General features: G+C 62.5%; 28 protein-coding genes, 1 tRNA gene, 1 other RNA gene and 2 pseudogenes. 18 read left to right on the top strand and 14 right to left on the bottom strand.

The window, feature by feature from the left end; translation table 11 throughout:
• Positions 1–475 precede the first annotated feature (475 nt).
• Together bfr and QNI87_RS10295 are read left to right on the top strand one after the other, a co-directional pair.
• Entirely contained in the window at positions 476–970 is a 495-nt protein-coding gene (gene bfr, locus QNI87_RS10300) for a bacterioferritin (protein WP_300596147.1), read from the top strand.
• 283 nt (positions 971–1,253) lie between these two features.
• Positions 1,254–1,718 (top strand): hypothetical protein, encoded by a 465-nt coding sequence (locus tag QNI87_RS10295; protein WP_300596145.1) that lies wholly within the window; start codon positions 1,254–1,256, stop codon positions 1,716–1,718.
• Between the two features lie 76 nt (positions 1,719–1,794).
• On the opposite strand, the gene QNI87_RS10290 is transcribed toward QNI87_RS10295, so the two are convergent.
• The 4 genes from QNI87_RS10290 to QNI87_RS10275 form a co-directional block, all read right to left on the bottom strand.
• Positions 1,795–2,640, bottom strand: coding sequence for a hypothetical protein (locus QNI87_RS10290; RefSeq protein ID WP_300596143.1), 846 nt, complete (start codon positions 2,638–2,640; stop codon positions 1,795–1,797).
• Entirely contained in the window at positions 2,637–3,119 is a 483-nt protein-coding gene (locus QNI87_RS10285) for a DUF2721 domain-containing protein (RefSeq protein ID WP_300596141.1), read from the bottom strand. The genes QNI87_RS10290 and QNI87_RS10285 overlap by 4 nt, the downstream gene beginning before the upstream one ends.
• Positions 3,119–4,552 carry a ribosome biogenesis GTPase Der gene (der, locus tag QNI87_RS10280; protein ID WP_300596139.1) on the bottom strand — a complete coding sequence of 478 codons (1,434 nt, stop codon included), beginning with the start codon at positions 4,550–4,552 and terminating at the stop codon, positions 3,119–3,121. Before der ends, QNI87_RS10285 begins: the two co-directional genes overlap by 1 nt.
• A gap of 93 nt (positions 4,553–4,645) precedes the next feature.
• Positions 4,646–4,930: a DUF3297 family protein gene (locus QNI87_RS10275; protein WP_300596137.1), complete on the bottom strand. Its 285-nt coding sequence runs from the start codon at positions 4,928–4,930 to the stop codon at positions 4,646–4,648.
• A 132-nt stretch (positions 4,931–5,062) separates the two neighbouring features.
• On the opposite strand from QNI87_RS10275, the gene QNI87_RS10270 reads away from it, so the two are divergent.
• Positions 5,063–5,147: transfer RNA gene (locus QNI87_RS10270), tRNA-Leu, on the top strand.
• 72 nt (positions 5,148–5,219) lie between these two features.
• Positions 5,220–6,875 carry a trigger factor gene (gene tig, locus QNI87_RS10265; RefSeq protein ID WP_300596135.1) on the top strand — a complete coding sequence of 552 codons (1,656 nt, stop codon included), beginning with the start codon at positions 5,220–5,222 and terminating at the stop codon, positions 6,873–6,875.
• A gap of 41 nt (positions 6,876–6,916) precedes the next feature.
• Here tig and QNI87_RS10260 read toward each other — a convergent pair whose 3' ends face one another.
• Positions 6,917–8,458, bottom strand: coding sequence for an amidase (locus QNI87_RS10260; RefSeq protein ID WP_300596133.1), 1,542 nt, complete (start codon positions 8,456–8,458; stop codon positions 6,917–6,919).
• Between the two features lie 151 nt (positions 8,459–8,609).
• On the opposite strand from QNI87_RS10260, the gene QNI87_RS10255 reads away from it, so the two are divergent.
• The 5 genes from QNI87_RS10255 to QNI87_RS10235 all read left to right on the top strand — a co-directional run bounded on the left by QNI87_RS10255 (position 8,610) and on the right by QNI87_RS10235 (position 12,163).
• Positions 8,610–9,314: an ATP-dependent Clp protease proteolytic subunit gene (locus QNI87_RS10255; RefSeq protein WP_300596131.1), complete on the top strand. Its 705-nt coding sequence runs from the start codon at positions 8,610–8,612 to the stop codon at positions 9,312–9,314.
• Between the two features lie 172 nt (positions 9,315–9,486).
• The gene (gene clpX / locus QNI87_RS10250) at positions 9,487–10,758 is read left to right on the top strand and encodes an ATP-dependent Clp protease ATP-binding subunit ClpX (protein ID WP_300596129.1); all 1,272 of its coding nucleotides are present in this window, start codon (positions 9,487–9,489) and stop codon (positions 10,756–10,758) included.
• Positions 10,759–10,790: 32 nt separating this feature from the next.
• Positions 10,791–11,144, top strand: a complete 354-nt coding sequence (locus QNI87_RS10245) for a hypothetical protein (protein ID WP_300596128.1) — start codon at positions 10,791–10,793, stop codon at positions 11,142–11,144.
• 4 nt (positions 11,145–11,148) lie between these two features.
• Entirely contained in the window at positions 11,149–11,457 is a 309-nt protein-coding gene (locus QNI87_RS10240) for a hypothetical protein (RefSeq protein WP_300596127.1), read from the top strand.
• Between the two features lie 13 nt (positions 11,458–11,470).
• On the top strand, positions 11,471–12,163 hold the full coding sequence (locus tag QNI87_RS10235; RefSeq protein WP_300596126.1) for an aspartate/glutamate racemase family protein: 693 nt from the start codon (positions 11,471–11,473) through the stop codon (positions 12,161–12,163).
• Here QNI87_RS10235 and QNI87_RS10230 read toward each other — a convergent pair.
• From QNI87_RS10230 to mtgA, 6 genes are all read right to left on the bottom strand, one after another.
• On the bottom strand, positions 12,160–12,834 hold the full coding sequence (locus QNI87_RS10230; protein ID WP_300596125.1) for a DJ-1/PfpI family protein: 675 nt from the start codon (positions 12,832–12,834) through the stop codon (positions 12,160–12,162). The genes QNI87_RS10235 and QNI87_RS10230 overlap by 4 nt on opposite strands.
• A gap of 199 nt (positions 12,835–13,033) precedes the next feature.
• Positions 13,034–13,597, bottom strand: coding sequence for a fasciclin domain-containing protein (locus tag QNI87_RS10225; RefSeq protein ID WP_300596124.1), 564 nt, complete (start codon positions 13,595–13,597; stop codon positions 13,034–13,036).
• Positions 13,598–13,815: 218 nt separating this feature from the next.
• A complete protein-coding gene (locus QNI87_RS10220; RefSeq protein WP_300596122.1) occupies positions 13,816–14,343 on the bottom strand; it encodes a fasciclin domain-containing protein in 528 nt (175 codons plus the stop codon).
• 232 nt (positions 14,344–14,575) lie between these two features.
• The gene (locus tag QNI87_RS10215; RefSeq protein WP_300596121.1) at positions 14,576–15,385 is read right to left on the bottom strand and encodes an anti-sigma factor; all 810 of its coding nucleotides are present in this window, start codon (positions 15,383–15,385) and stop codon (positions 14,576–14,578) included.
• Positions 15,382–15,924: a sigma-70 family RNA polymerase sigma factor gene (locus QNI87_RS10210; protein WP_300596640.1), complete on the bottom strand. Its 543-nt coding sequence runs from the start codon at positions 15,922–15,924 to the stop codon at positions 15,382–15,384. The genes QNI87_RS10215 and QNI87_RS10210 overlap by 4 nt, the downstream gene beginning before the upstream one ends.
• A 228-nt stretch (positions 15,925–16,152) precedes the next feature.
• A complete protein-coding gene (gene mtgA, locus QNI87_RS10205; protein ID WP_300596120.1) occupies positions 16,153–16,833 on the bottom strand; it encodes a monofunctional biosynthetic peptidoglycan transglycosylase in 681 nt (226 codons plus the stop codon).
• A 107-nt stretch (positions 16,834–16,940) separates the two neighbouring features.
• Between mtgA and QNI87_RS10200 the strand changes: the two genes are divergently transcribed.
• Positions 16,941–18,275, top strand: a complete 1,335-nt coding sequence (locus QNI87_RS10200; protein ID WP_300596119.1) for an amidohydrolase — start codon at positions 16,941–16,943, stop codon at positions 18,273–18,275.
• A gap of 127 nt (positions 18,276–18,402) precedes the next feature.
• Positions 18,403–19,167, top strand: coding sequence for a hypothetical protein (locus QNI87_RS10195; RefSeq protein WP_300596118.1), 765 nt, complete (start codon positions 18,403–18,405; stop codon positions 19,165–19,167).
• A 126-nt stretch (positions 19,168–19,293) separates the two neighbouring features.
• On the opposite strand, the gene rpoH is transcribed toward QNI87_RS10195, so the two are convergent.
• The 3 genes and pseudogenes from rpoH to QNI87_RS10180 form a co-directional block, all read right to left on the bottom strand.
• A complete protein-coding gene (gene rpoH / locus QNI87_RS10190) occupies positions 19,294–20,193 on the bottom strand; it encodes an RNA polymerase sigma factor RpoH (RefSeq protein ID WP_300596117.1) in 900 nt (299 codons plus the stop codon).
• A 114-nt stretch (positions 20,194–20,307) separates the two neighbouring features.
• Positions 20,308–21,243: an RluA family pseudouridine synthase gene (locus QNI87_RS10185; RefSeq protein ID WP_300596638.1), complete on the bottom strand. Its 936-nt coding sequence runs from the start codon at positions 21,241–21,243 to the stop codon at positions 20,308–20,310.
• A 105-nt stretch (positions 21,244–21,348) separates the two neighbouring features.
• Positions 21,349–21,540 (bottom strand): annotated as a pseudogene (locus QNI87_RS10180) (GIY-YIG nuclease family protein); the annotation flags it as partial.
• Positions 21,541–21,620: 80 nt separating this feature from the next.
• Here QNI87_RS10180 and QNI87_RS10175 point away from each other — a divergent pair.
• From QNI87_RS10175 to QNI87_RS10145, 7 genes and pseudogenes are all read left to right on the top strand, one after another.
• Complete coding sequence (locus QNI87_RS10175; RefSeq protein ID WP_300596116.1) at positions 21,621–22,001, top strand: M67 family metallopeptidase; 381 nt, start codon at positions 21,621–21,623, stop codon at positions 21,999–22,001.
• Between the two features lie 9 nt (positions 22,002–22,010).
• Complete coding sequence (locus tag QNI87_RS10170) at positions 22,011–22,664, top strand: histidine phosphotransferase family protein (RefSeq protein WP_300596115.1); 654 nt, start codon at positions 22,011–22,013, stop codon at positions 22,662–22,664.
• The gene (locus QNI87_RS10165) at positions 22,661–23,413 is read left to right on the top strand and encodes an N-acetylmuramoyl-L-alanine amidase (protein WP_300596114.1); all 753 of its coding nucleotides are present in this window, start codon (positions 22,661–22,663) and stop codon (positions 23,411–23,413) included. Before QNI87_RS10170 ends, QNI87_RS10165 begins: the two co-directional genes overlap by 4 nt.
• A 100-nt stretch (positions 23,414–23,513) precedes the next feature.
• Positions 23,514–24,230: an aquaporin Z gene (gene aqpZ / locus QNI87_RS10160; protein ID WP_300596113.1), complete on the top strand. Its 717-nt coding sequence runs from the start codon at positions 23,514–23,516 to the stop codon at positions 24,228–24,230.
• Positions 24,231–24,290: 60 nt separating this feature from the next.
• Positions 24,291–24,717, top strand: an RNA gene (gene rnpB, locus QNI87_RS10155) — RNase P RNA component class A.
• Positions 24,714–24,950 carry a hypothetical protein gene (locus QNI87_RS10150; protein ID WP_300596112.1) on the top strand — a complete coding sequence of 79 codons (237 nt, stop codon included), beginning with the start codon at positions 24,714–24,716 and terminating at the stop codon, positions 24,948–24,950. The genes rnpB and QNI87_RS10150 overlap by 4 nt, the downstream gene beginning before the upstream one ends.
• Before the next feature lie 167 nt (positions 24,951–25,117).
• Positions 25,118–25,316 (top strand): annotated as a pseudogene (locus QNI87_RS10145) (hypothetical protein); the annotation flags it as partial.

Genomic DNA, 25,316 nt, shown 5'->3' with positions numbered 1-25,316 from the left:
CCAGACGTATGAGCGCTCGTGTGGGCTTGGGTGCTTCTTTCCACACGATTTGGCTTGCAATTGAGAATGGCTTGCATAAATTGCTGTTGCAAACGCTTCTCAGGAAAGATTCGCCAGCCCATGTACATTTGCATTTGCAACGCAATCCGAGAAACCGATCTGCGCCAAGCCGCAATCGGTCACGGTGGAGACGCCGAAGCGACCTACGCCACGCTTGGCAAACGCCCCAATTGCGGCCAATGCCTTGGAAAAGCAGGCGAAATTATTGAGCAGGAGCGCGCGCTCGCTTCTTGCGAGAACGTCTCAGTATAAACATCCTCGCCGCTATTGCGAGCGGATCGCAAAGCACTGATTCTAAACAAAAAATCCGGACACAACCTCTTGTCGGACCGTTCCCGGCACGCATATAAGGTGCGCGAGCATGCGCGCCTTTCGTCGTGCGCAGCGCAGTAGCGATGAAGACAGGAGCAACGCCATGAAGGGCGATCCGAAGGTTATTGAGTTTTTGAACAAGGCGCTCACGAATGAGCTCACCGCCATCAACCAGTACTGGCTGCACTATCGCGTGCTCGACGATTGGGGCGTAACGAAGCTCGCCGAATACGAACGCAAGGAATCGATCGAGGAAATGGAGCACGCCGACCAGTTGGCGGCGCGCGTCCTGTTTCTCAACGGACTGCCCAATTTTCAGGCGATCCACAATCTGCGTGTGGGCGAGACGGTCGAGGAAATACTCAAGGCCGACATGGCGCTCGAGGAAGACGCCATCCCGCTGCTGCGCGACGCGGTCGAATATTGCGAGAAAGTGCGCGACTATGTCAGCCGCGACCTATTCAATTCCATCCTCGACAACGAGGAGGAGCACGTCGACTTCCTGGAAACCCAGTTCGACCTGATCGAACGCATGGGCCTTCAGAATTACGTTCAGCTGCAAAGCCGAGCCGCGGGCGAGGGGGATGGCGAGGGTTAATCCTGCGTCACACGAACATCGGCACAATCACGCCATCTTGAACGGCTCGCAATTCTACCGGTTGCGGGCCGTTCTTTGCATGCCCTTCGCGGTTTGACGCGTTTGTACAAGTGAGCCCTTCAAGCGTTTGACACCGCCCCGTTGCCGGCTCAGACTTGAAGGCAGGGAGAGTGCTATGGGGGTGCGCGCGTAGGCCTTGAGCCCGCGCCAAGCTTGGGTCGTTTCATACACCTGCCAAATCGATTGGGTCGCAGGGACCAGGGTCGCATTTTGGAGGTATCAAATGAACGCGTTTTTCAAGACATTTGCGACGGCCACCGCCGCAGCAACCCTGGCCATGGCAACCCCGGCGTCCGCTCAACTGACGCTCTACGAAGACTACGAGCCCGCCGAGGAAGTGGTCGAGATCACCATGGTCAAGGTCGATGAGGGGCAGTTCGAGACCTATCTGGAGGGCCTAAAGAGCACCTGGATCGCGGCCAACGACGTCTCCAAGGAGCTGGGCTACATCACCGATTACGGCATCTATTCGGTTCCCTATGGGGAGGGCGAATGGAACATGATGCTCGTCACCGTCTACCCGAGCAGCGAAATGCTCGCGCCGAACAAAGAGCGCTACATGAAGTTCCTTGAGACCTATGGCAAAGCGAACATCGATGCGGGCAACCAGACCGTGCTCGAACTCTACAACAAGATCCGCACGATACAGGGCACCTACATGCTGAGCGAAGTGAAGATGCTCAAATGATCTGAGCACGCTCCAGGACTACAATGAAGGGCGGGGCGCGCGAGCCTCCCGTCCTTCTTGTTGGCTGGGGCGCGCTCTACTCGTCCGTGTCGGTCGCCGAGACCGCCGGGCTGCGCTTGAGAAAGGCATCGACCGCATCGCGCGCCATCAGCACCGACAGCTCGACATCCTCGTCCAGCTCCGGCAGCCGGGTACCGTCTGGCTGGAACGAGCGCGCGGTGTATTGCCCATCGCCCGCTTTCTCGTAGACCACGCAAAACTCCAGCGCGGAAACGCGGTCGAACAGCGCGAAGATGGTCGCGGTGGTGATCAACTCGTCCTCGGTCCAATCGGAATAGGGACGCGTGGTGTGCAGCGTGATGCCAAAGTAACCGCCATAGCACAGCGCGTTGCCAATCTGGCTGCGCTGCATGGCTGTCTCAAGCCAGATGCCCGGCAGGAAGCTTGAAAAGCTGCGCTCGGCGACGAGGCCCACGGGATCGGGACGAAGAGCGTAGCTCTGGAAATCCGATAGATCGGGCGCCAACGTGCCGGATAGATCGGTAACGCTCAAAACCTCGTCACTCGCGTCGCGCAAAAGATTGCCGCGAAGGCCACCATCAAGCGCGCTGAGTGCCGCGATGATGTCAATGCCCTCGACGCTCCAGTCCTCGACCTTCTCGCCGGGCCGCATCAATTGCTGCGCTGCGGGCGCGGCAATATTTTCCATTGCCTCGCTCGCGCTGAAGAGAGTGAAGAACTGGATGAACTGATCCGCCGTCATACCGCTCGGAAGCAGCGTTTGAGGCTGGTCCGAGGCGCCTTCCTCGCTGTTCTCGGGGGGCGTTTCTGCGGGAGGTTCGCTGGGCGCGGCCTCCTGCGCGGCGAGCGGGCTAACGACTGAAGTTGCCGCCGCGATGGCAAACCAGAACGCCCGGTTCACAGCTTGCTTTCCTTGGGTTCCGGACCGCGCGCTGCCAGCAGCGTCTCGCGCAGAAACAGCGTCAGAGCGGCGATCAAGAGGCCCATCGTCAGCACCCAAAGCGCCGCCACCAGCGTGCCAAGCTTGGTTTCGACATAGACCGAGGAGAACAGCACCGCGACGACGACGCTGATCGTCATGGCGGAAGCCGTGGCGAACATGATGGCGCGGCGCGCAAAGCTGCGACGCGCGCTCAGCCATTCGATCTCGCGCGCGATCTGGGCGCTGCGCTTGCTTTCCTCGGTTTCGTTCAAACGCTCAATCCGCCCTGCAATCCATGTGACCCGCGCCACCATAACGTTGAGGATGCTGCCGATCCCGACGAGCAGAAAAGCGGGCGCCAGGCTCAATTGCACCGCGCGCAGCGTGTTGGGTGTGCTCGAAGTGCGCTCCAGCAATTCCGAGGCGATGTTCGATGGGGCGAGCAGCAATTCCAGCATCACGCCTTATCCGATCCGGTCGAGTAGTTTCCGCCGCCGCCCCTGTTCGCGTTATAGGGGTTCTTGGGGCTTTTCAGCACCACGCGCACCGGGACCGCTTCAAAGCCGAGTTTAGCGCGGATGCTGTTCACGAGATAGCGCTCGTAACTCTTGGGCAACGCGTCGAGCCGCGTGCCGAAGATCACGAAACGCGGCGGGCGCGTGCCGGCCTGGGTGATGTATCGCAGCTTGATCCGGCGGCCTCCGGGGGCGGGCGGCGGATTGGCCTCCATCGCGTCGTCGAACCAGCGGTTGAGCGCGGCGGTGGGCACACGCTTCGACCAGCTTTCGCGGATTTCGAAGGCCGCGCCCAGCATCGCGTCGAGCCCCTTGCCGGTCTTGGCGCTCACCGCGAATAGCGGCAGACCCCGGACCTGCGCCAGCCCATCGTCGAGCGCGGCGCGAATTCCGTTGAAAAGCGCAGAGGGTTCCTCGGCCACATCCCACTTGTTGATCGCGATCATCAGCGCGCGGCCTTCTTCAAGCACGTGGCTAGCGATCTTCAGATCCTGGTGTTCCAGCCCCTGCGTTGCGTCCAGCAACAGCACGACCACCTCGGCAAAATCGACCGCGCGACGCGCGTCGGCGACCGAGAGCTTTTCCAGCTTTTCGGTAACATTGCGTTTTTTGCGCATGCCCGCTGTGTCGATCAGGCGGATGTCCCGGGTTTCGCCCGACCGGGGGTCTTCCCATTGCCAGTCGATCGCAATCGAATCGCGCGTGATCCCGGCTTCCGGGCCGGTCAGCAGACGATCTTCGCCCAGCAACCGGTTGATCAACGTCGATTTGCCCGCGTTAGGCCGGCCCACAATGGCGAGCTTCAACGGCCCGAGCGGCGCGTCCTCATCTTCGATCTCGATCCTGGCGGCGTCGAGCTCGGCCTCCCAGCTCTCCGCCTTGTCGCCAATCAGCGGCCACAGCGCGCCGAACAGGTCCGCCACGCCCTCGCCGTGCTCGGCAGACAGCGCGACCGGCTCACCGAGGCCCAGCGAATAGGCCTCCAGCACGCCGCTCTCGCCCGCCGCGCCTTCGGCCTTGTTCGCGACCAACACGATCGGCACGGCGGCCCCGCGCAGATAGCGCGCGATCTCGTTGTCGAGCGGGGTAAGCCCGGCGCGCGCATCGATGACGAAGAGCGCCGCGTCTGCTCCCTCGAGGCTTGCCTCGGTCTGCTGGCGCATTCGGCCCGGCAGGGTCTTCGCGTCTTCGTCTTCCCATCCGGCGGTATCGACGATGGTGAACTCCAGCCCCGCAACCTCCGCATCGCCCATGCGGCGATCGCGGGTTACGCCTGGCTGATCATCGACCAGCGCCAGCTTCTTGCCCACCAGCCGGTTGAACAGCGTGGACTTGCCAACATTTGGTCGGCCGATGATGACGACATTGGGTTTCATTGCGGATCGCCAAGTGGCCCTTGCGAGCCGTTAAGGCAAGCAGTGGACAGTTTTTGCTGCGTGGCCAAGCCTCCCGCGCCCTAAACGAAGAGCTCAGTCTTTTTTAGCGACCGGTGCGTCCTCGCCCAGATCTTCAAACCACGCTTCGACTTCGCCCTGCAGCTTGATCAGCAGCGGGCGGCCCTTGCGGTCGACGGTCTTGCCCGCCTGCACCTTTACCCAGCCTTCGGGGATCGAATATTCCTCGATATCGGTGCGCTGGCGGCCCTTGAAGCGGATGCCGACGCCGCGCTGCAGAACCTCGGCGTTGAAATGGGGGCTTGCCGGGTGCACGGCAAGGTGATCGGGGGGCACGTCCTGAGTGTTATTCTCGCTCATGCGCGCGCCCTTAGTCGGCTGGCGCGCACGAAACAAGCGTGTTGCGCTTGCCCTTTTGCGTTGCAGCCGATAGAGGCGCTTCCAATTCGCGCGGGGGACCATCGGGTTTCCCGCGCGGCTTCGTTCGGGGATGCGGGCGTGGCGGAATTGGTAGACGCGCTGGTTTTAGGTACCAGTATCGAAAGATGTGGGGGTTCGAGTCCCTTCGCCCGCACCAGTCACGCCCCGCGCCGGCCCGTTGCCAAGACCCGTCACAAGATTTGCTCAACAAGGTACTAAAGTAACCCCCATGCAGACCAAGCAGACCGTCAACGAAGGCCTCAAGCGCGCCTACACCATCACCATTACCGCTGGTGAACTCAGCGATAAGATCGACGCCGAGATCAAGAAGATCGCGCCGCAGGTGAAAATGCCTGGCTTTCGTCCCGGCAAGGTGCCCGCCAATCTCGTCAAGAAGATGCACGGCGATCAATTGCACGCGCAGACGCTGAACGACACGATCCGCGATTCGGTTGATCAGCTGACCAAGGATGCAGAGCTGCGTCCCGCGATGCAGCCTCAGGTCTCGCTGGGCGAGGGCTATGAAGAAGGCAAGGACGTCGAGATCACGGTCGAGCTGGAAGTGCTCCCGGTGATCGAAGCGCCCAGCGTGGATGGGCTCAAGCTCGAAAAGCTGGTCGTACCCGTAACCGATGACCAGATCACCGAAGCGATCGAGGGTATTGCGGGGCAGAACAAGAGCTACAAGGACGCAGCCAAGACCAAGAAGGCGGCCGAAGGCGATCAGCTGATCATCGATTTCCTCGGCAAGCTCGATGGCGAGCCGTTCGAAGGCGGCAAGGCCGAAGACGCCCCGCTGGTGATCGGATCGGGCGCGTTCATCCCCGGCTTCGAAGAGCAGCTGATCGGCGCGAAGACCGGGGACGAAAAGACGATCACCGTTACCTTCCCCGAAGAGTATCAGGCTGAAAACCTCGCAGGCAAAGAGGCGACGTTCGATATCACCGTCAAGCAGGTGAAGGTCGAGACCGAGACCAAGATCGACGATGAGTTCGCGACCAATCTGGGCCTCGACAGTCTCGACAAGCTGAAAGAGATCATGAAGGGTCAGCTTGAACAGCAGACCGCCGGTCTCACCCGCACGCAGATGAAGCGCCAGCTGCTCGATCAGCTCGCCTCCGGCCACGACTTCGAAGTGCCGCAGAGCATGGTCGATGCCGAGTTCGAGCAGATCTGGAACCAGCTTCAGCAAGAAGCGGCCAAGGAAGACAATCCGGAAGACGCTCTCAAAGAGATCGAGGACGAGAAGGACGACTACAAGTCGATTGCCGAACGCCGGGTGCGTCTGGGCCTCCTGCTCTCCGAAATCGGCCAGGCCAATGGCGTCGAGGTGACGAGCCAGGAAATGTCGATGCTGATCCAGCAGGCGGCGCAGCAGTATCGCGAGGAAGACCGCGAGCGCTTCATCCAGTACATCCAATCCGAGCCGATGGCCGCCGCCCAGCTGCGCGCACCGCTCTACGAGGACAAGGTGGTCGATTTCCTGTTCGACAAGGCCGAGGTCACTGAGCGTGAAGTGACCACCGAGGAACTGCAGGCCGCGATCGAGGCGGACGAAGACGCGGAGGCTGAAAAGGCGAAAGCGGCGCCGAAGAAAACCGCGGCCAAGAAGGCCCCGGCGAAGAAAGCGCCCGCGAAGAAGACAGCTGCAAAGAAGGCTCCAGCCAAGAAGGCCGCCGCTGCGTCCGAGGCCACCTCAAACGATGCGGACGCTAAACCGGCTGCGAAGAAGGCCCCGGCAAAGAAAGCTCCGGCCAAGAAGCCCGCTGCGAAAACGACGGCCGCCAAGACCACACCGGCCAAGAAGGCTCCTGCCAAAAAGCCGGCGGCCAAGAAACCCGCAGCCAAGAAAGCTCCGGCCAAGAAGACCAACGACGCGGCTTGACCTTCAAGCAAGCTCCTTGCGCGAGGGGGCTTGTTTGCGGATTATCGCTCGGCGGACCACGGTTCGAATGAAGGCGCGGGCAGCTTAGCGGTCCGCGCCTTTTCGTACGCGGCGCCCACTTTCAGGACTTCGTGGTCGGCCCATTTGGCGCCAAAGAAGCTGAGGCCGACAGGCAGGCCCTCGATTGCGCCCATGGGTACAGTCAGATGCGGATAGCCCGCAATCGCTGCGGGCGAGCCAAAGCCGATCGAGCCATTGAAACTGTCGCCGTTGACGAGATCGCTGACCCAGGCTGGCCCGCGCGTTGGCGCGATGAGGAAGGCGACCTTGTGCTCGGCCATGATGGCGTCGAGCGTCTCCTCGCCCGCCAGACGCACCGCGTTCTCGCGCGCCTTCTCGTAAGCCTCGCGGTCCGTTTCCGCTTCGGCTTCGATGAAGGTCTCCTGCCCGAACCAGCGCAATTCGCGATCCGAATTGGCTTTGTTGAACGCGATGAGGTCTGCCAGGCTCCTAGGTGTCGGGGCACCCTGCATCTCGGGGATGGAGCGCAGATACTTGCCCATTTCCTCGCGCAGCTCGAACTTGAGGACCGTAAAGCTGTCGCGGTACATTTCGCGGTTGGTGTCGTGTTCGATATCCACCAGCGCCGCGCCCGCCGCTTCCAGATCGGCGCGGGCCTGCGCGAACACCGCTTTCAAGTCCTCGCGGTTGCCAAGCTGGTTCACCATGACGCCAATTCGCACACCCTCCAGCGAGAAGGCGCTCAGCCCCTCGGTGTAATCGGCCACGCGCGGCACGCCCACCGTCGCCGCGTCCGCCTCGTCCTCGCCCGCGATCGCGGACAGCAGAAGGGCGGCGTCATACACCGTCTGCGTCATCGGCCCGGCGGTGTCCTGCGTGGAGCTGATCGGGATCACATGCGTGCGGCTGACGATCCCGACGCTGGGCTTGAAGCCGACGACGCCGTTGATCGAAGCGGGGCAGGTGATCGAGCCGTTCGTCTCCGTGCCGATGGCGCCCCACGCCATGCCTGCGGCCACCGCCGCGCCGCTGCCCGAAGACGAGCCGCAGGTGTTGCGATCGGTCGCGTGCGGGTTGCGGGTGAGGCCGCCAATCGCGCTCCAGCCGCTGGTGGAATTGTCGCCGCGAATATTCGCCCATTCGCTCAGGTTTGCCTTGCCCAGGACAACGCCGCCGGCCTTGCGAAGGTTCGCGATCATCGGGGCATCGCGGCGGGTGAAATTGTACTGCAACGCCAGGCTGCCCGCCGTGGTTGCCCACTCTTCGGTCTCGATATTGTCCTTGACCAGCACGCTTCGCCCGTTGAGCGGCCCGGTGCCCGCAGCCTCGCGCGCCTTGAAGCCCGCCGTTTGCGAGTGGACGATCACCGCGTTGAGACCATCGGGTCCGTTATCGTAACGCTCGATCTGCGCGACGCGCATCGCGATATCCGCCTCAGCGTCGAAGGCGGGCGCCTCCGGATCCTGGGCGAGGGCGCGTTCGGCGGGGGGCGCGGCCAAGGCGCAAAGGCTGGCGGCGAGAGCAAGGGTGAGCGGGCGCGCGGCGCTGTATAGCGTGGTCATGGACGTCTTGTTGCCGCTCCCAAAGCGACGCGCAAGCGCTATCGCGATCGGCGATGACTTGCGGGTTTTCCAGAGCAAATGGTTAAGCCCCTTGAACTTGGACGAGGCTGGTCCGACATGGGGCCGACATATCAAGAAGGATGCTCCCCACATGTTCGATCTGCTCGGTGACAAAGGCGAAACTTTCGGCGCGCAAGGCCAGTTCACACGCGACCCTCTGACCGGCGCGCTGGTGCCCGTGGTGGTCGAACAGACCAGCCGGGGAGAGCGCAGCTTCGATATCTTCTCGCGCCTTTTGCGCGAGCGAATCGTGTTCGTGACGGGTCAGGTCGAGGACGGCATGGCGAGCCTTATCACCGCGCAATTGCTCTTCCTTGAGAGCGAGAACCCTTCGAAGCCCATCAGCATGTACATCAACTCACCCGGTGGCGTGGTCACGGCGGGTCTCGCGATCCACGACACCATGCAGTATATCAAGCCGCGCGTGTCGACGGTGTGCATCGGGCAGGCCGCCTCGATGGGTAGCTTCCTGCTGGCCGCGGGCGAGCCCGGCATGCGAGTTGCTCTGCCCAACGCGCGCATCATGGTTCACCAGCCCTCGGGCGGGGCGCGCGGCATGGCGTCCGATATCGAGATCGTCGCGCGCGAGATTCTGCGTATGCGCCAGCGCCTGAACGATCTTTACGTGAAATACACCGGCAAGAGCCTAGACGAGATCGAAAAGGCAATGGACCGCGACACCTTCCTCGAAGCGGAGGAAGCGAAGGAGTTCGGTCTGGTCGACAAGGTGTTTGAAACCCGTCCGGAAAACGAAAGCGAAGGCGGGGAAGAAGGGTCCGGCGGCGCACCGGAATGACGGGCTCGTCTCGTTAAACCCAGGCACTCAAGGCGTGCCAGATCGGTGCGCATAGCGCCTTTACGGACGCAAAAGGCTGCGCGAGACGTTGATTCATCCGTCGCGCGTTCTATGGTTTGCGAATCTCGGTTGCGATTGGGAACCAACTGCGCCGGATTCGAGGGAAGCAGGAATGACAAAATTGAGCGGATCGGACAGCAAGAGCACCCTGTATTGCAGCTTCTGCGGAAAATCGCAGCATGAGGTGCGAAAGCTGATCGCTGGCCCCACTGTGTTCATCTGCGATGAGTGCGTTGAACTGTGCAACGACATCATCCGCGAAGAGACCAAGCAGGGACTCGGCGGCAAGAAAGAGGGCGAGGTTCCAACGCCCAAGGAAATCTACGCCACGCTCAACGATTATGTGATCGGCCAGAACTCCGCCAAGCGCAACCTCTCGGTCGCGGTCCACAATCACTACAAGCGCCTCAACCACTCAGGCAAGGCGGGCGATGTTGAGCTGGCCAAGTCGAACATCCTGCTCGTTGGACCGACCGGCACGGGCAAGACGCTGCTGGCGCAGACGCTGGCGCGCACCTTCGATGTGCCCTTTACCATGGCCGACGCCACCACGCTGACCGAAGCGGGCTATGTGGGCGAGGACGTTGAGAACATCATTCTGAAGCTGCTTCAGGCCTCCGACTACAATGTCGAGAAGGCGCAGCACGGCATCGTTTATATCGACGAGATCGACAAGATTACCCGCAAGGCGGAAAACCCCTCGATCACGCGCGACGTCTCGGGCGAGGGTGTGCAGCAGGCGCTCTTGAAGCTGATGGAAGGCACCACAGCTTCCGTTCCGCCGCAGGGCGGGCGCAAGCATCCGCAGCAGGAATTCCTTCAGGTCGATACGACCAACATCCTGTTCATCTGCGGCGGCGCCTTTGCCGGTCTCGACAAGATCATCGCCGACCGCCTGCAAAAGCGTTCGATCGGGTTCGGCGCGCATGTCGCCGATCCGGACAAGCGCAAGGTGGGCGAACTGCTCGAGAAGAGCGAACCGGAAGACCTTCTGAAGTTCGGCTTGATCCCGGAATTCGTCGGGCGCCTGCCGGTGATCGCGACCCTGCACGATCTCGATGTCGACGCGCTCGTCACCATTCTGACCGAACCGAAGAACGCCATCGTGAAGCAGTACAGCAAGCTGTTCGAGCTTGAGGACGTGGATCTCACCTTCACCGACGAGGCTTTGAAGGCCATTGCCGAGCGGGCGATCAAGCGCAAGACCGGCGCGCGCGGCCTGCGCTCGATTGTCGAAGGTATCCTGCTCGACACGATGTTCGACCTGCCCGACATGGAGAATGTCAGCGAGATCGTGATCGATGGCGACGTGGTCGAAGGCTCCAAGGAGCCGATCCAGGTGGTCTCGAACGACGACAACAAGGAAAAAGAGGCCGCGGCCTGAACGCCGCCGCTTGGCTTGAGCCGTTCGGGATAATGGGCACAGTCCTGACCGGCCCGGCACTTGTGTCGGTCATCATCGCTTTCGCCGTCTTGCTGGGCTCGTCCATCTGGGCGCATCATCGGTTCGCGGCCCATGATCGATTGCCGCGTCACTTTGGCCCGTCACTCAAGCCCACCGCCTACGGTCCTCGCTGGCTGGTGATCTGGCTGCCCCCGGCCATCCTTGTCCTTGCGCTTGCCCTGATCGCGCTGCTTCGCGCCGTTGTGCCGCCGCGATACGTCGAAGGCGACCCCAGCCTTGGCGTGATCATCGCCAGTGTCGCGACCGTCGGCGCGCAAGGTTTCATCCTGTGGCTGCTCACCCGCTGGGCCCGCGAACAGGGTTGAGATCGTGGCTGAAGCGAAGCTTTGGACAGCGGCGTTTGTAGCCTTCCTAGCGTGGTTCGCCGTGACCGGTCTGGCGCTCTTTCGAAGTTGGCGCCTCAGCTCCCTGTTTGCAAAGACGCTGTGCTGGCTTGTCCCGGTGGCGGGCCTCGTCGCTATCATCGCCTTGCTCTACGAAGCCTTCTTTGGAGAAGCGGGCGGATACCGCAGCATTGCGCTCGGGGTCGCGTCGCTCCTGTTTTACGCGCTCGCGCCGATCCTTCTGGTCGGGCAGGCGGTGTGCCTCTTTATCGCAACGAAAGCGGATGCGCCGTGATCGGGACCGGTTGGTGAGGACGATCGGCATCCTTGGCGGCATGAGCTGGGAAAGCTCGGCGCAGTATTACGCGCTCATCAATCGCGCGGTACGCGACCGACGCGGCGGGATCGCTTCGGCCAAGATCGTGATGCACAGTTTCAACTTCGACGAGATTGCCGCGCGACAAAGAGCCGGCGAATGGGAGGCCTTGGGCGCGCAACTGGGCGACGCCGCCGCCGCGCTCGAACGCGCGGGCGCCGATCTTATCCTGGTGGCCACCAACACGATGCATCTGGTCGCGCCAGCGATCGAGGCCGCGATCACGGTTCCTCTCCTCCACATCGCCGACCCGCTGGGGCGGGCGCTCATTGCCCAGGGCCATACGTGCGTGGGGCTTCTGGCGACGCGCTTCACGATGGAACAGCCGTTCTACGCCGAACGGCTGGCGGGGCAGGGCGTCGATGCGGTGATCCCGCCCGAGGCGCAGCGCGAGGAGCTGCACCGCATCATCTTTGCCGAATTGTGCGCGGGCGAGGTTTCGGACGCCTCGCGCGAGCGGGTTCGCACGATGATCGCCGATCTGCAAACGCGCGGTGCCACCGCGATAGCGCTCGCCTGCACCGAGATCATGCTGCTGATCCAACAACAGCACAGCGCGCTGCCGCTGTTCGACACGACCGCGCTCCATTGCGAAGCGGCGGTGGAGTTTGCACTCTCGGACTAGCTGCGCCGCGCCGCCTTGAGCGCCTCGCGCATGCGCTGCGCAAGTTCCGCGTAGAACGGGTTGGCCTGTGCTACCGTTTCTTCGTCCGCAACGCTGGGATGGCCGCTTTCGAACGGCGGCTTTGGGTTGTACTCCGAGGAGAGCTGGATCAGCCGCGCGATCTCTTCGCCAAAGACCTGCGCTATAACCGCGAGGCCGAAGTCGATACCCGATGTCACGCCGCCTGCGGTGATCAGATTCCCGTCCACCACAACGCGCCCTTTTGTGTAGACGCCGCCGCAATCGCCGATGACCTTTTCGTAGCCCCAGTGGGTTGTGACCTTGCGGCCTTCGACAAGGCCCAAAGCCCCGAGCGCAAACAGGCCGGTGCACACCGAGGTCACATATTGCGCGCCGCGGCATTGGCGATCGATGAAGTCCAGAAAGTCCGGGTCCTGGATAGCGGACATGATCCCAACACCGCCCGGAACGCAGATGAGGTCCGCCGAGGGGCATTGGGAGAAGGTGTAGGGCGCGTGGATCGCAAAGGCGCTGTCGGTTTGAACCGGCGCTGTGCCCTTTGATGCGATGCAAAGCTCCACGCCGGGCACCTTGGCGAATACATGCGCGGGCCCCGTGAAATCGAGCTGTGTCACATCGTCGAAAATCGGGATCACCACACGAAACGTCATGCCGTCCTCCTCTGGCTGGACCGTGTGAAGCACAGCGCCGGTGGCGGATCAACGCGGTGGGAGGACCAATAATGGTTCGCTGCACGCAAAAAAACTCCGCCCGGCGATGGAGGTTCGCCGGGCGGAGCCTTGGTTTGCGCGGCCTCGGGTGGGAGGATGGGAACGGTGAGACCGCGCGAGCTTGTATCTGAGCTACGGATCAACCCGGCAAAAAGACGCCATCGGTCACGTGGATCACGCCATTCGATGTCATGACATCGGCCGCGACCACGGTGGCCGTGCCGCCTTTGGCGTCGGTGATCACCACGCTGCCATCGACGACGCGCGCGGTCAGGGTCTCGCCAGCCAGCGTCTCAACCGTAGCCGCGCCGTCGCCCGCTTCGATCAGGCCAATCAACGCTTCGGCGGTCACTTCGCCAGCGACCGCGTGGTAGGTCAGGATCTTGGTGAGCGTTGCCTTGCTCTCGGGCTTCACAAGCGTGGCGACCGTGCCATCGGGAAGCTTGGCAAAGCCATCGTCGGTCGGCGCGAAGACCGTGAACGGGCCGGGGCCTTGAAGCGTCTCGACAAGGCCGGCGGCCTTGATCGCGGTGACGAGGGTTTCGTGCGAGCCGGTGCTCATGGCGGTGGCGACGATATCCGGCTTTCCGGCTTCGTTTTCCATATGGCCATCGGCAAGCGCCGGGGTGGCGACGGTGATGCTGGCGGACGCTGCAAAAGCGGCGAGGATGGCGGTCTTGAAATGGGTTGGGATCGAAGTCATTGAGTGTCTCCTGGTTTTTCGCAAGCCCCTCCGACCTTGCGCTTCAGTTACGAAACGCTGCCGCGATCGGATCCAGTTATCTGGGCGTTTGTCGCGCAATCGGGGCAATTTGGCGCGGAGGGCTTACGGCGAATGGTTGGTGTCGAGCGCGCCGCGGTGCGCGGGCCCATCGCATCCTTGGGAATGAGGGGGCCCGCGCAATCGGCTTGTCTGACGGATCAGCCCGGCAGAAAGACGCCGTCTGTGAAATGGATAACGCCATTCGACGTGGACACGTTCGCGCGTGTCACCGCCGTGGTGCGGTTCTGGGCGTCGGTGATAACGATCGTGTCGCCAGACAAGCGCGCGGTCAGCTTCGGCCCGGCGACCGTCGAGATACGATACTCACCCCCGTTCAGCTTGATCTGGTTGGCCAGATCGCTGGCGGTCACGCGCCCGGCAACAACGTGGTAGGTCAGGATCTTTGAAAGCGTCGCCTTGCTCTCAGGCTTGACGAGCGTGGCGAGCGACCCCTCAGGCAATTTGGCAAAGGCGGTGTCGGTCGGGGCGAACACCGTGAAAGGGCCGGCGCTCTTGAGCGTGTCGACAAGGTCAGCGGCCTTGACGGCGGTGACGAGGGTTTTGTGCACCTTGCTCTTGGCGGCGGTGTCGACCAGATCGGCCTGGGCTTTGGAACGCTTGTGATGGGCGAGCGCGGGATCTGGGGCAAGGGTCAGAACTGTGGTCGAGGCTAGGGCAAGGCTCATCACGGCGGCTTTGCCAAAAGCAGCGAGGCTAAAAGTCGCAAGGGCAGACGGTTTGAAGGGGCTTTGGATCGAGGGCATTGCATTCTCCTGGTTTGCGGCAAGTCCTCCCGATCTTGCGCCAGAGTTACGCAATGCTTTCATGATAAGATGCAAAGGTGCGAAAAATTAGTTGAAAATTGCAGGAGACGGCGCCCATGGCCACGTCGCGGCCTGACGGTCGATGGGCGATGGCTTAGACCGCGTCCAGTTGCCCTTGCGCCACCACCGGACCCGCGTCGACGCCTTCGGGCTTGCCGCCAATCGGTTCACGCGTGAGTACCAGTCCAACGCCCGGCCCCATATTCTGCACGATGTTTTCGGGCAGCAGCATTCGGCGCTCTTCGCCTGGCACGACAACCCCCAGCGATTGCGGGGCGCTGCCGTCTTCCGGAACCAGCCACAGCTCATGATCGTGCACGCCATCAGCGGTGAGGCCGGACGCGGAGACCAGCATCTCGTCCGAGGCCGGAATAAAGGTCACACCCAGACGCAGCGGCGTGTCGCCGATCGGGATCGACGCCATCAGCGGCGCGCCCGCAGCGATCAGGGGCGCTTCATCCGCTTGGGGCGCGGCGCCGGGCGCGGAGAAGAACAGCGCCAGCGCGACCGCCGCCGCAGCCGACGAGAGCCCGGCGGTCCATTGCCACCGGCGCACGCGGCGCTCCATGTCGAGCGAGGTCACGTTCGATGGGCCTTCGAGGGGCGTTGCGGATACCGACGCCGCCTCGCGCGAGACCTGCGCGCCGTTGACGCGCGCGGCGATGCCGTCCCAGACATGCGCGCCCGGCTGCGCACCTGACACTTCGTCGCTCAGCGGAGCGAACCACTCGTCCCACCACTCGCGGCGGGCGGCGAAGTCGGGGTCTGTCGCCAGACGCCCGCGCGCTGCGAGCAATTCCTCGCCTTCGAGCAGACCGAGCGCGAATTCCGCAGCGACGACGCGTTCGCGCTCGCTTGCGCTTTCCGGACCGCCAGGAGCGGGGATGTCAGCGTCGTCGCTCACGCCGCGTCTCCCCCTTTTTCGCTCGCCTCAAGGCACGCGCGCAACCTCAACAGGCCACGTCGGATCCAGCTCTTCATCGTTCCCAGCGGCACGTCGGCCGCGTCGGCGAGTTGGGCGTAGGTGTGCCCTTCGAAGAACGCCGCCCGAATATAGGTCTGCGCCCTGTCATCAAGCGTGCCGAGGCATTTGTGGATCTGCGCGTCGCGCTCGGCGTCGACCAGCAGGGCGTCGGCCAACGGCGCTTCGTCCGGCAGCGGGGCGGCCTCTTCCACGGCCACCGCACCCGAGCGCACCTTACCCGTGCGCAGGCGATCGATCGCGCGGTTGCGCGCGAAAGTAGCGAGCCAGCTGATCGGGCTCGCGCGCTGCGGATCGTAGCGGTCCGCGCGCTGCCAAAGATTGACGTAGACGTCTTGCAAGGCGTCCTCTGCTTCCTTCCTGTCGCCCAAGATACGATAGCAGATGCCGAACAGTTTCACGCGGGTTGCGGTGTAGATTTCCTCCAGCGCTGCGCTGTCTCCGTCCGCGAGGCGCACCATGGCGGCGCGCAGGGCTTCGCGGGCCTCGTTCGCGCTCTTGCTGGAGCGGGAGCTATCCGAGGACGGTGCGGCAACGCTCACGCGAATTCGCCGCGTTTGTAGCCCGGCGCCGAGAGAGGCCAGCGTGACTGGAGGTGTGTCTCCATAACACTGCGCCAATGCCCATGGGGCGCGCGTTCGTCAATGGCGATGCGCGTCGGGCGCAGCGCGCGCTAACGCCTTGAGCGCTCAGGGATACACGCAATCGTCCAGTCCGTCGGCCTGCACTGTGGCGATTCCACCCTCGATCCGGCGCGCTTGCCGGGCGAGCCACCCCGTTGGATTGCGCACGCTGCGTTTCTTGGGCTGGGGCAGGGCGGCGGCCATGCGCGCGGCCTCGGATGGGGTCAGGCGCGCGGCGCTTTTGCCGAAATACCGCTCAGCGCCCGCCGTCGCGCCGTAGGTGCCGATGCCGGTTTCCGCGACGTTGAGATAGACCTCCATAATCCGCCGTTTGCCCCACACCGCCTCGATCCAAAACGCAAACCAGGCCTCTAGCCCTTTGCGCGCATAGCCGCCGCCGTGCCACAGGAAGACGTTCTTCGCCGTTTGCTGGGTAATGGTCGAGCCGCCGCGAATGCGCCCGCCTTTCGCGTTGCTTTCCATCGCTTTCTCGATCGCCTCGGTGTCGAAGCCGAAATGCTCGCAAAAGCGCGAATCTTCCGCAGCGATCACGGCGGCGACCAGGTGGGGATCGACGCTTTCGAGCGGCTCCCAATCCTTGGTCACGCCGTTTTCGTCCATCGCCATCGTCGCGGTGTAAGGCACGGGCACCCACTTGAACACGATCACCAGCGCAAGGCTGAGCCCGATAAACCACAAGACCGTCTTGGCGAGAAAACCCACAGCGATCTTGGCCACGCGTTGCATGGTCGCCCCCTTAACCAGCGCGTGCTGCGCGAGCAATCACCACCGAGTCTTGCGTAGGATCAAACGGCGTGCTTGTTTGCATGACGAACATCGATCGGGAGATTGACATGCGTATCCTTCCCACAGCCGCTGCGGCGTTGGCCCTTGCGACATGCGCGCTCGGCGCGCCCGCTTTGGCCAATACGGACGAAATCGCCGCGGCTGTGGACGCGGATTACGACACCTATCTCGAACCGCTTTTCGTCCACTTTCACCGCAATCCCGAGCTTTCCTTTCTCGAGAACAAGACCGCCGCGCGCATGGCCAAGGAGCTGCGCGACGCCGGGCTCGAAGTGACCGAAGGCGTGGGCGGCACGGGGGTGGTCGGCATGATCGAGAACGGCGAGGGGCCGCTGATCCTGTTGCGCGCGGATATGGACGGGCTTCCCGTCGAGGAGAAATCGGGGCTCGATTACGCCTCAAGGGTTACGCAGATCGGCCAGGACGGCAAGGAATACCCCGTCATGCACGCGTGCGGACACGACGTGCACATCACCTCGATGGTCGGCACAGCGCGCCGCCTCATGGCGATGAAGGACCGCTGGTCGGGCACGCTCATGTTCATCGTTCAGCCGGCTGAAGAGCGAGTGGGCGGCGCCAAAGCCATGCTCGCCGATGGGCTTTACGAGCGCTTCGGCAAGCCCGATTACGCGCTCGCCTTTCATGTGTCCTCGGTTCTGCCGACGGGCGTCGTCTCGGCGGCGGAAGGTATCCAGTATTCGAGCTCGGATTCGGTCGATATCACGGTGCCGGGCATCGGCGCGCACGGCGCCAGCCCGCACAAGGGCCGCGACCCGGTCTATATCGCTAGCCAGATCGTGACCGCGCTCCAATCGATCGTCAGCCGCGAGATCATGCCCCTTTCGCCCGCCGTGATCACGGTCGGATCGTTCCAGGCCGGATCCAAGCACAATATCATCTCCGACCAGGCCGAGTTGCAGCTCACCGTGCGTTCCAACGATGAGGCGGTGCGCGCGCAACTGCTCGAAGCGATTGAGCGGGTGGCGGTGAATGTCGGAAAGGCGCACGGGCTGCCCGAGGATTTGCCGGTCAAGGTCGAGGTCGTGGAAGGCACGCCGGTGACGTATAACGACCCGGCCCTTGCCCGGCGGCTCAACACGGTCATGAAGCGCGATCTGGGAGAGAGCGCGTTCAAGGATTTCGAACAATTGGGAATGGGCGCAGAGGATTTTGCCTATTTCGTCGCCGATGAGCTGGGCGTGCCCGGCTATTACTTCGCGGTGGGCGGCACGCCGCAGGCGGCGTTCGACGCGGAAGAGGCGGGCGGCCCCGCGGTTCCCAGCCACCATTCACCCCTGTTCAAGATCGCCCCGCGCGAAAGCGTGACGCTGGGCACCAAAGCGATGATCGCCGCGGTGCTGGATCTGGCTCCGGCGAGTTGACTAAAGAGACTCGATGTAAGTCAGACACCAGTCATATAACTTCGACCTCATATCCAAATTATTGCTTGAAATCCGCGAATTGGCCTGAGTAAATTTGCGCTCGGGTAACAAGTGAAGCGGGGGTAGCGTGATAGTTGACTTTGACGGCGGAGGAAATCTGTGGGGCACAATTCCCGACTGGATCATTGCCCTTACGGCATTGGGGGGCGTGTACTTCGGTCTCAAAGAGCTCGCAAATATCACAGCTGAGGAAAAAGCCGCGGCCGAAGCGCAGGACTTGGCTGCAAAGGCTCAAGATTTTCAGAAACAGATCGCGCGTGCAGAGCTGCTTCTCAAGCTCGATATGCAGTTTGAGAGCCAGGATCTTTACAAGTCCCGCATGGCCGTTCGGTCAATGCGCAATCGGTCCGAGACTGCGATCAAGAGTCGCGGCAAGCGAACCACCAATGATGACATGAAGGACGCACTTGCCATTGAATTTTCTCGACGGATGACCGAGATTTGGGAAACCGCGCGCGAAATCAAGGATGAAGATGTCGAGAGCCCAAGCTCAGAGGCGGTTAAGGCCTATGAGATCTACGCCGAGTTGATGACCCTTCCGAACTTTTTTGAAACGGTAGGCCTTTTGTGCAAGCAAGGGTTGCTGCCCAAGGAGGACATCCTTAGCCTTTATGACCAGGTCATTATTCCAACGATGCGCAATTTTGAGCGTCATTTTCAGCTGCGCCGGGAAGAAAAACCCTACCCGAACGAGTACTTCATGGAGCACGCTATGTGGCTCCAGAAGGAAGCTGTCGAGTTCAGGAAGCTCAAGGAGCCTGCACCGGCGATAAAGACAAATGACAAAGGACCGTTTAGTCCTCCTAATGGGCGGGTCGATGATCCCGGTTAAAGGTCTTTGTTTCGCATTATCAAATCTCCTGTTCTCGGACGCCTATTCGTTAAGCACCCAAGATGTCAATCTCTATTGACAGAGTTGCCAACCAATTAATTTCGCGCCTAGCAGATGAGCTGACTACTAAGCCACCCCAGGCAACAACCGCTCACCCGCAATGCGCTGCATAGCCTTCTGCAGCTTTTCGAACGCGCGCACTTCGATTTGGCGGATGCGTTCGCGCGACACATCGTAGACTTGGCTGAGTTCTTCCAACGTCTGCGGCTTTTCCGTCAGGCGGCGTTCGGTGAGGATGTGCTGTTCGCGCTCGTTGAGCGAGCCCATCGCCTCAAGGAGCATATCGTGGCGCACTTGCGCTTCCTCGGCGTCGGCCACCGTCTCGTCCTGAAGCGGGCGTTCGTCGGTCAGCCAATCCTGCCATTCGCCCGAGCCTTCCTCGCCGCCGCGCATCGGCGTGTTGAGCGAGCCGTCGCCGCCCATCATCATCCGGCGGTTCATGTTGACGACTTCCTGCTCGGGCACGCCCAGATCGGTGGCGATCTTTGTCACGTCGTCCGGCGACAGGTCGGTGTCTTCATAGGCTTCGAGCTGCTTCTTCATCCGGCGAAGGTTGAAGAACAGCTTCTTTTGCGCAGCGGTGGTGCCCATTTTTACAAGGCTCCACGAACGCAGGATGTATTCCTGGATGCTCGCCTTGATCCACCACATCGCGTAGGTCGCGAGGCGGAAGCCGCGATCGGGCTCGAATTTCTTGACCCCTTGCATCAGGCCTACATTGCCTTCGGAGATGAGATCGGAGACCGGCAGGCCGTAGCCGCGATAGCCCATGGCGATTTTCGCCACGAGGCGCAGGTGGCTGGAGACCAGCTGCGCGGCCGCTTCGGGGTCTTCGTGCTCTTCGTAGCGCTTGGCGAGCATGTATTCCTGCTCCGCCGTCAGCACGGGATATTTCTTGATTTCCGACAGATAGCGATTGAGGCTCTGCTCACCGCTCAATGCCGGGACTGTGTTTGCTTTGCTCACGTCTTCCCTAACCTTTCTAACGTCGACCGCGCTTCGTCAGACCCCTGATGGGCATCCGACTTTTCGGGCCACACGGTTGCATATAGACGAAGTTGCTTAGATTCGGCGCAACTTTCATCGATAAGAACGACCAAGTTCGTCGATCAGTTCCATCATGTCATTCGGCAAATCGACCGAAAAAGATACGAATTCCCTCGAAATCGGATGCACAAAGCCCAATTCGGCCGCGTGCAGCGCCTGACGGGCGAAATGGAGCCGATCAAGCAGGGGTTTCAGGGGCTTGGGTGATTTGCCGTAGATTGGATCTCCTAATAGCGCATGGCCGATTGATGCGCAGTGAACGCGCACCTGATGGGTCCGCCCCGTCTCCAACCGGCACTCGATCAGCGCCGCGTGAGCGAAGCGTTCGAGAACCTTGTAATGCGTCACGGCCATTTTGCCGCGTGAGTAATTCTTGGGCAGCGCCGCCATTTTCTTGCGGTTCGCTTCCGAACGCGCGATTCGCCCCTCGATCGTGCCTTGCGCCGGGCTGGGCGTGCCCCCGGTTACGGCCAGATAGCGGCGATGCACGCTGTGTTCGGCGAACTGGGCGGCGAGGCCTTCATGCGCGGCGTCGGTCTTGGCGACCACCAGCAGGCCGGATGTGTCCTTGTCGATGCGATGGACAATACCCGGTCGCGCAACGCCCCCGATCCCGCTCAGCTGACCTGCACAATAATGCAGCAGCGCGTTGACCAGAGTGCCGTCCGGATTGCCGGCTGCGGGGTGGACCACCATCCCTGCCTGTTTATTGACCACCACGAGGTGTTCGTCCTCGAACACGATATCGAGCGCAATGTCCTGGGCGCGCGCTTTCGCCTGTGTGGCGGCGGGCAGTTTGATTAAAAATCGGGCACCCTCATCGACCCTGGCCGACGGGCTGGATGCGGGCGTGCCATCGACCTCAACCGCGCCTTGCGCGATCAGCGCCTGCACCCGCGCGCGGCTCAAATCCGTGGCTTCGGCGAGCGCCTTGTCGAGCCGCGCGGGGGTGAGCGTCTTCCCGGAAATCTCCCCACCCGTTCGTGCTGAGCCTGTCGAAGCACCGTCCTTACTTTTCGCAAGCTGTGAAATTCGGTCCCAACCGCCCCTTATCAGGGCTTGCTTCTTCGCCCGCGACCACCCTTTTATCCGCTGTTCGGCCGCCATGGCTTCATGACGGTGAGAGAACTCCTGCGACCAGACGAGTTCGACTGGTAGCAGACCCGCCGTGAAGCCCGGAATATCACCCGACTGATGCGCGTTTACGCGCTGCTCAAGATCGTCGGTGTGACCAGTGTAGTATTTGCCTCCACGGCAATGCAGCATGTAGGCCCAGAACGGCATGGAGGCGCAAGTAAGTGAAGGACGGTGCTTCGACAAGCTCAGCACGAACGGACATTGGCCTGATGGAACCGATTCTCTCGGATTTGCTGGGATCGGCGCGTCAATCGTACCCCCAGGAATGCTGCGGCTTGCTGCTCGGCGGGGATGGCGTGATCACCCAGGCGAGGCCCGCCCGCAACGTGCATCCAACACCGCAAACCCATTTCGAGATCGACCCGCGGGCCTTGATCGACGCGCATCGCGAGGAACGCCAAGGGGGGCTGGAGGTAATCGGCTATTACCACTCGCATCCCACGGGCGACACTGTGCCCTCTGCAAGGGACGCGGCGCAGGCCGCCGGCGACGGCAGGATCTGGGCGATCGTCGCCCGAAACGCGGTGCGCTTCTGGAAGTCCACGAGCAATGGCTTTCGCGAACTTTCAATACCAATCATCAAAAGCTAACAGACGCCCATGACTTCACCCACCGATCTGGCCGCCCTTTTGTGCTCGCGCCTTTGCCACGACATGCTCTCGCCCGTCGGTGCCCTTTCGAACGGGCTCGAACTGCTTGCGGATGAGAAAGACCCGGAGATGCGGGCCAAGGTCATCGAATTGCTGGAACAATCGGCGCGGATCAGCACGGACAAGCTCAAATTCTTCCGCCTCGCCTTCGGAGCGGCAGGTGGCTTTGGCGAGGCGGTGCCGGTGGAAGAGGCGCAGGACGTGATCGCGGCGCTCGCCGCGGACGCAAAGCGCGTGAAGCTCAACTGGGCGATCGCCGAACCCAGTCTTCCCAAGCCCGCCGTGAAAGTGCTGCTGAACATTGCGCAAATCGCGCTGGAGACGCTGGTGCGCGGCGGCACGCTCGATATCGGTGTCGAAAAGCGCGACGGGAATGTCGAGATCGTGGCGCGCGCCACAGGCGACAAGATCGCCTTTGACGAGATTATCGGGCGCGCTCTGCACGGCGAGATCGACGAGGCCGAGATTACCAGCCGCACCGCCGCAGCCCATATGATCGCGCTGCTGGCGCAGGAGCTGGGCGGCGGGCTGCAATACGCCCTGTCGGACGGCGCGCTGGTGCTTGGCGCGGTGTTGCCCGAGCCCGAGGGCCTAATCGGATGAGCCTCACGAGCGAACCGGCATGGCGCGATATGGAGACCGGCGAGCTGGTCCACGCGGTGATCCCTTCGCCCAATTTCAACGAGCGCCAGCAGCCGATCAGCATGCTGGTGCTCCACTACACCGAGATGAAACCGGTCGAGACCGCGCTGCATAAGCTGTGCGATCCCGAGGCGGGCGTTTCGGCGCACTACCTCATCAGCGAAGAGGGTGCGGTCACGCAGCTCGTTTCCGAGACCAAGCGCGCCTGGCACGCGGGCAAGAGCTTTTGGCGCGGCAACAGGGACATCAACTCCGCCAGCGTCGGGATCGAACTCGATCATCCCGGCCACGCGCCCGAAAACGGGGGCTATCGCGACTTTGCCGAGGCGCAGTTCGAGGCGCTGGTGCCGCTGGTCGCGCGCATCATCAAGGATTACGACATTCCGCGCGCCAATGTCGTGGGCCACTCCGACGTCGCGCCCATGCGCAAGACGGATCCGGGCGAACTGTTCCCCTGGGAGCGCCTCGCCGAATACGGCCTGTGCTTGCCGCGCCCTGCGAAGATCGAGCCGGTCGATCCGTGGCACAACGAAGGGGCCTTCATTCTCGGCCTGGAGCGCTTTGGCTACGACATCACCGAAGGGCGCAAGGCAATCGAGGCGTTTGAGCGCCGCTGGCGCCCGCACAAGATCGAAGGCAAACCCGACGCGCAGCTTGGCGCGATCCTGTGGCACTTGCTGCTGGAGCGCGATCAGGGCCGGGCTCGCTAAAACGCGCACCATCCGCTACGCAAGCAGCGTCACGGTAAACGGGATTCAGCTTGGAAGGCCTATCCCGAACTTTCGGCATCGCCCCAGGGAGGGATCACCTATGATGAAGAAGCTTGGCGCAGAGTTTTTCGGCACATTCTGGCTTGTGTTCGGGGGCTGCGGTTCCGCCGTCCTCGCAGCCGGTTTTCCCGAGCTCGGGATCGGTTTTGTCGGCGTTTCGATGGCCTTTGGTCTGACGGTGCTCACCATGGCTTACGCTGTGGGCGGTATCTCGGGCGGTCACTTCAACCCGGCGGTTTCCCTGGGGCTCGTGATTGGCGGGCGCTTCGGTTTTGGCGAAATGATCCCTTACTGGATCGCGCAAGTGCTCGGGTCCTTCGCGGCGGCCGGAGCCCTGTTCTTCATCGCCAGCGGTGTCGCCGATTTCGCTCCGGGCGGCTTTGCCTCGAACGGGTACGGCGATTTGTCGCCCGGTGGCTTTTCGATGCAATCCGCGCTGGTGATCGAGATCGTGCTGACCGCGATGTTCCTGATCGTCATCCTGGGATCGACGTCGGCCAAGGCGCCGGCGGGCTTTGCCCCGATCGCAATCGGACTGGCGCTGACGCTGATCCACCTCATTTCGATCCCGGTGACCAACACCTCGGTCAATCCGGCGCGCTCGACGAGCGTCGCCTTCTACGCGGAAACCGCCGCGCTCGATCAGCTGTGGCTGTTCTGGGCGGCGCCGCTCATCGGCGCTGTTGTGGGCGCCTTGATCTGGAAAATCCTGTTGGCGCCCGACGAATCGCTTGATGAGCTTGGCGGCGAAGCCTGACCTCCGCCCGCCACCTCGCTTTGCAACGAAAGGCGCAATGCGCTAATTACACAGGTGCATCGGGGGGCTGAGGCGGCCGCGGTCCGCGCCAAGCGGGTCGAGGAAAGTCCGGGCTCCACGAAACGAGGGTGGCGGGTAACTCCCGCCGGGCGCGCGCTTTTTGAGCGAGCGCTCAGGGAAAGTGCCACAGAGAGTATACCGCCGATGGAGGGAGACCTCACAGGCAAGGGTGAAAGGGTGCGGCAAGAGCGCACCGGGGGCTTGGTAACAAGGCCCGCATGGCAAACCCCACCCGGAGCAAGGCCAAATAGGGGTCTCGCGCTCGCCTTCGGGTAAGGGCAGGGGAGTTTCGCCCCGAGAGATCCGGGTTGGCTGCTAGAGCCGTCTGGCAACAGGCGGCCCAGATGAATGGTCGCGCCTGCGCGGCCGGTGCCTTCGGGCATACCGCGCGCAGGAACAGAACCCGGCTTATGACGCCCCCCGATGCGCTTTTGTTGCTTCTCTTGGCCGCGCTTTTGCGCGGGTTCGCGGATCAAGTCGATCGCGTATCACCCCGGCTATTCCGACACCGCGCTGCAATTCAAGGGACCAACCGGCCCCTTCGACGCGCGCGGCCCCGTGGGCGACGCGATCATCGATGATCGCGCGCGCAACGAAGTGACGGCGCGGCGCCTGTGGGAGATGAGCGAGGAGTTGGTGGGGGAGAAGCTGGCGGTTTGAAGGGCTCGCAATGACGATCGAACGGTTTGACCCATTCCGTCACCCCGGCGCAGGCCGGGGTCCAGCTTTTTTAGGCGTTGCGCCCAGAGGCTCTGGATCCCGGCCTGCGCCGGGATGACGGATAAATCGGATACCAAACCGCAATCTAATCGTGCGATTGTCGGTGCATGGAGCGACCGTCCACCACCTCCGCCATACGCTTCTTCCTGAGCTTCCTCGCGCTGCTTGCCCTGTCCGGCTGCACCGGAGCCGACGATCCGACACCCGATTATCGCTATCGCCTGAGGGTCGAGGTCGAGACGCCCGAGGGGCTCAAGACCGGCTCCAGCGTGATCGCGGTTGAACAGAGGCTGGGCCGTTCGGGCA

The sequence above is a fragment of the Erythrobacter sp. genome (genome assembly GCF_030066995.1).
Lineage (GTDB): Bacteria > Pseudomonadota > Alphaproteobacteria > Sphingomonadales > Sphingomonadaceae > Erythrobacter.
Note: the sequence above shows the minus strand (reverse complement) of the source record. Positions and strands in the feature narration are given on the sequence as shown.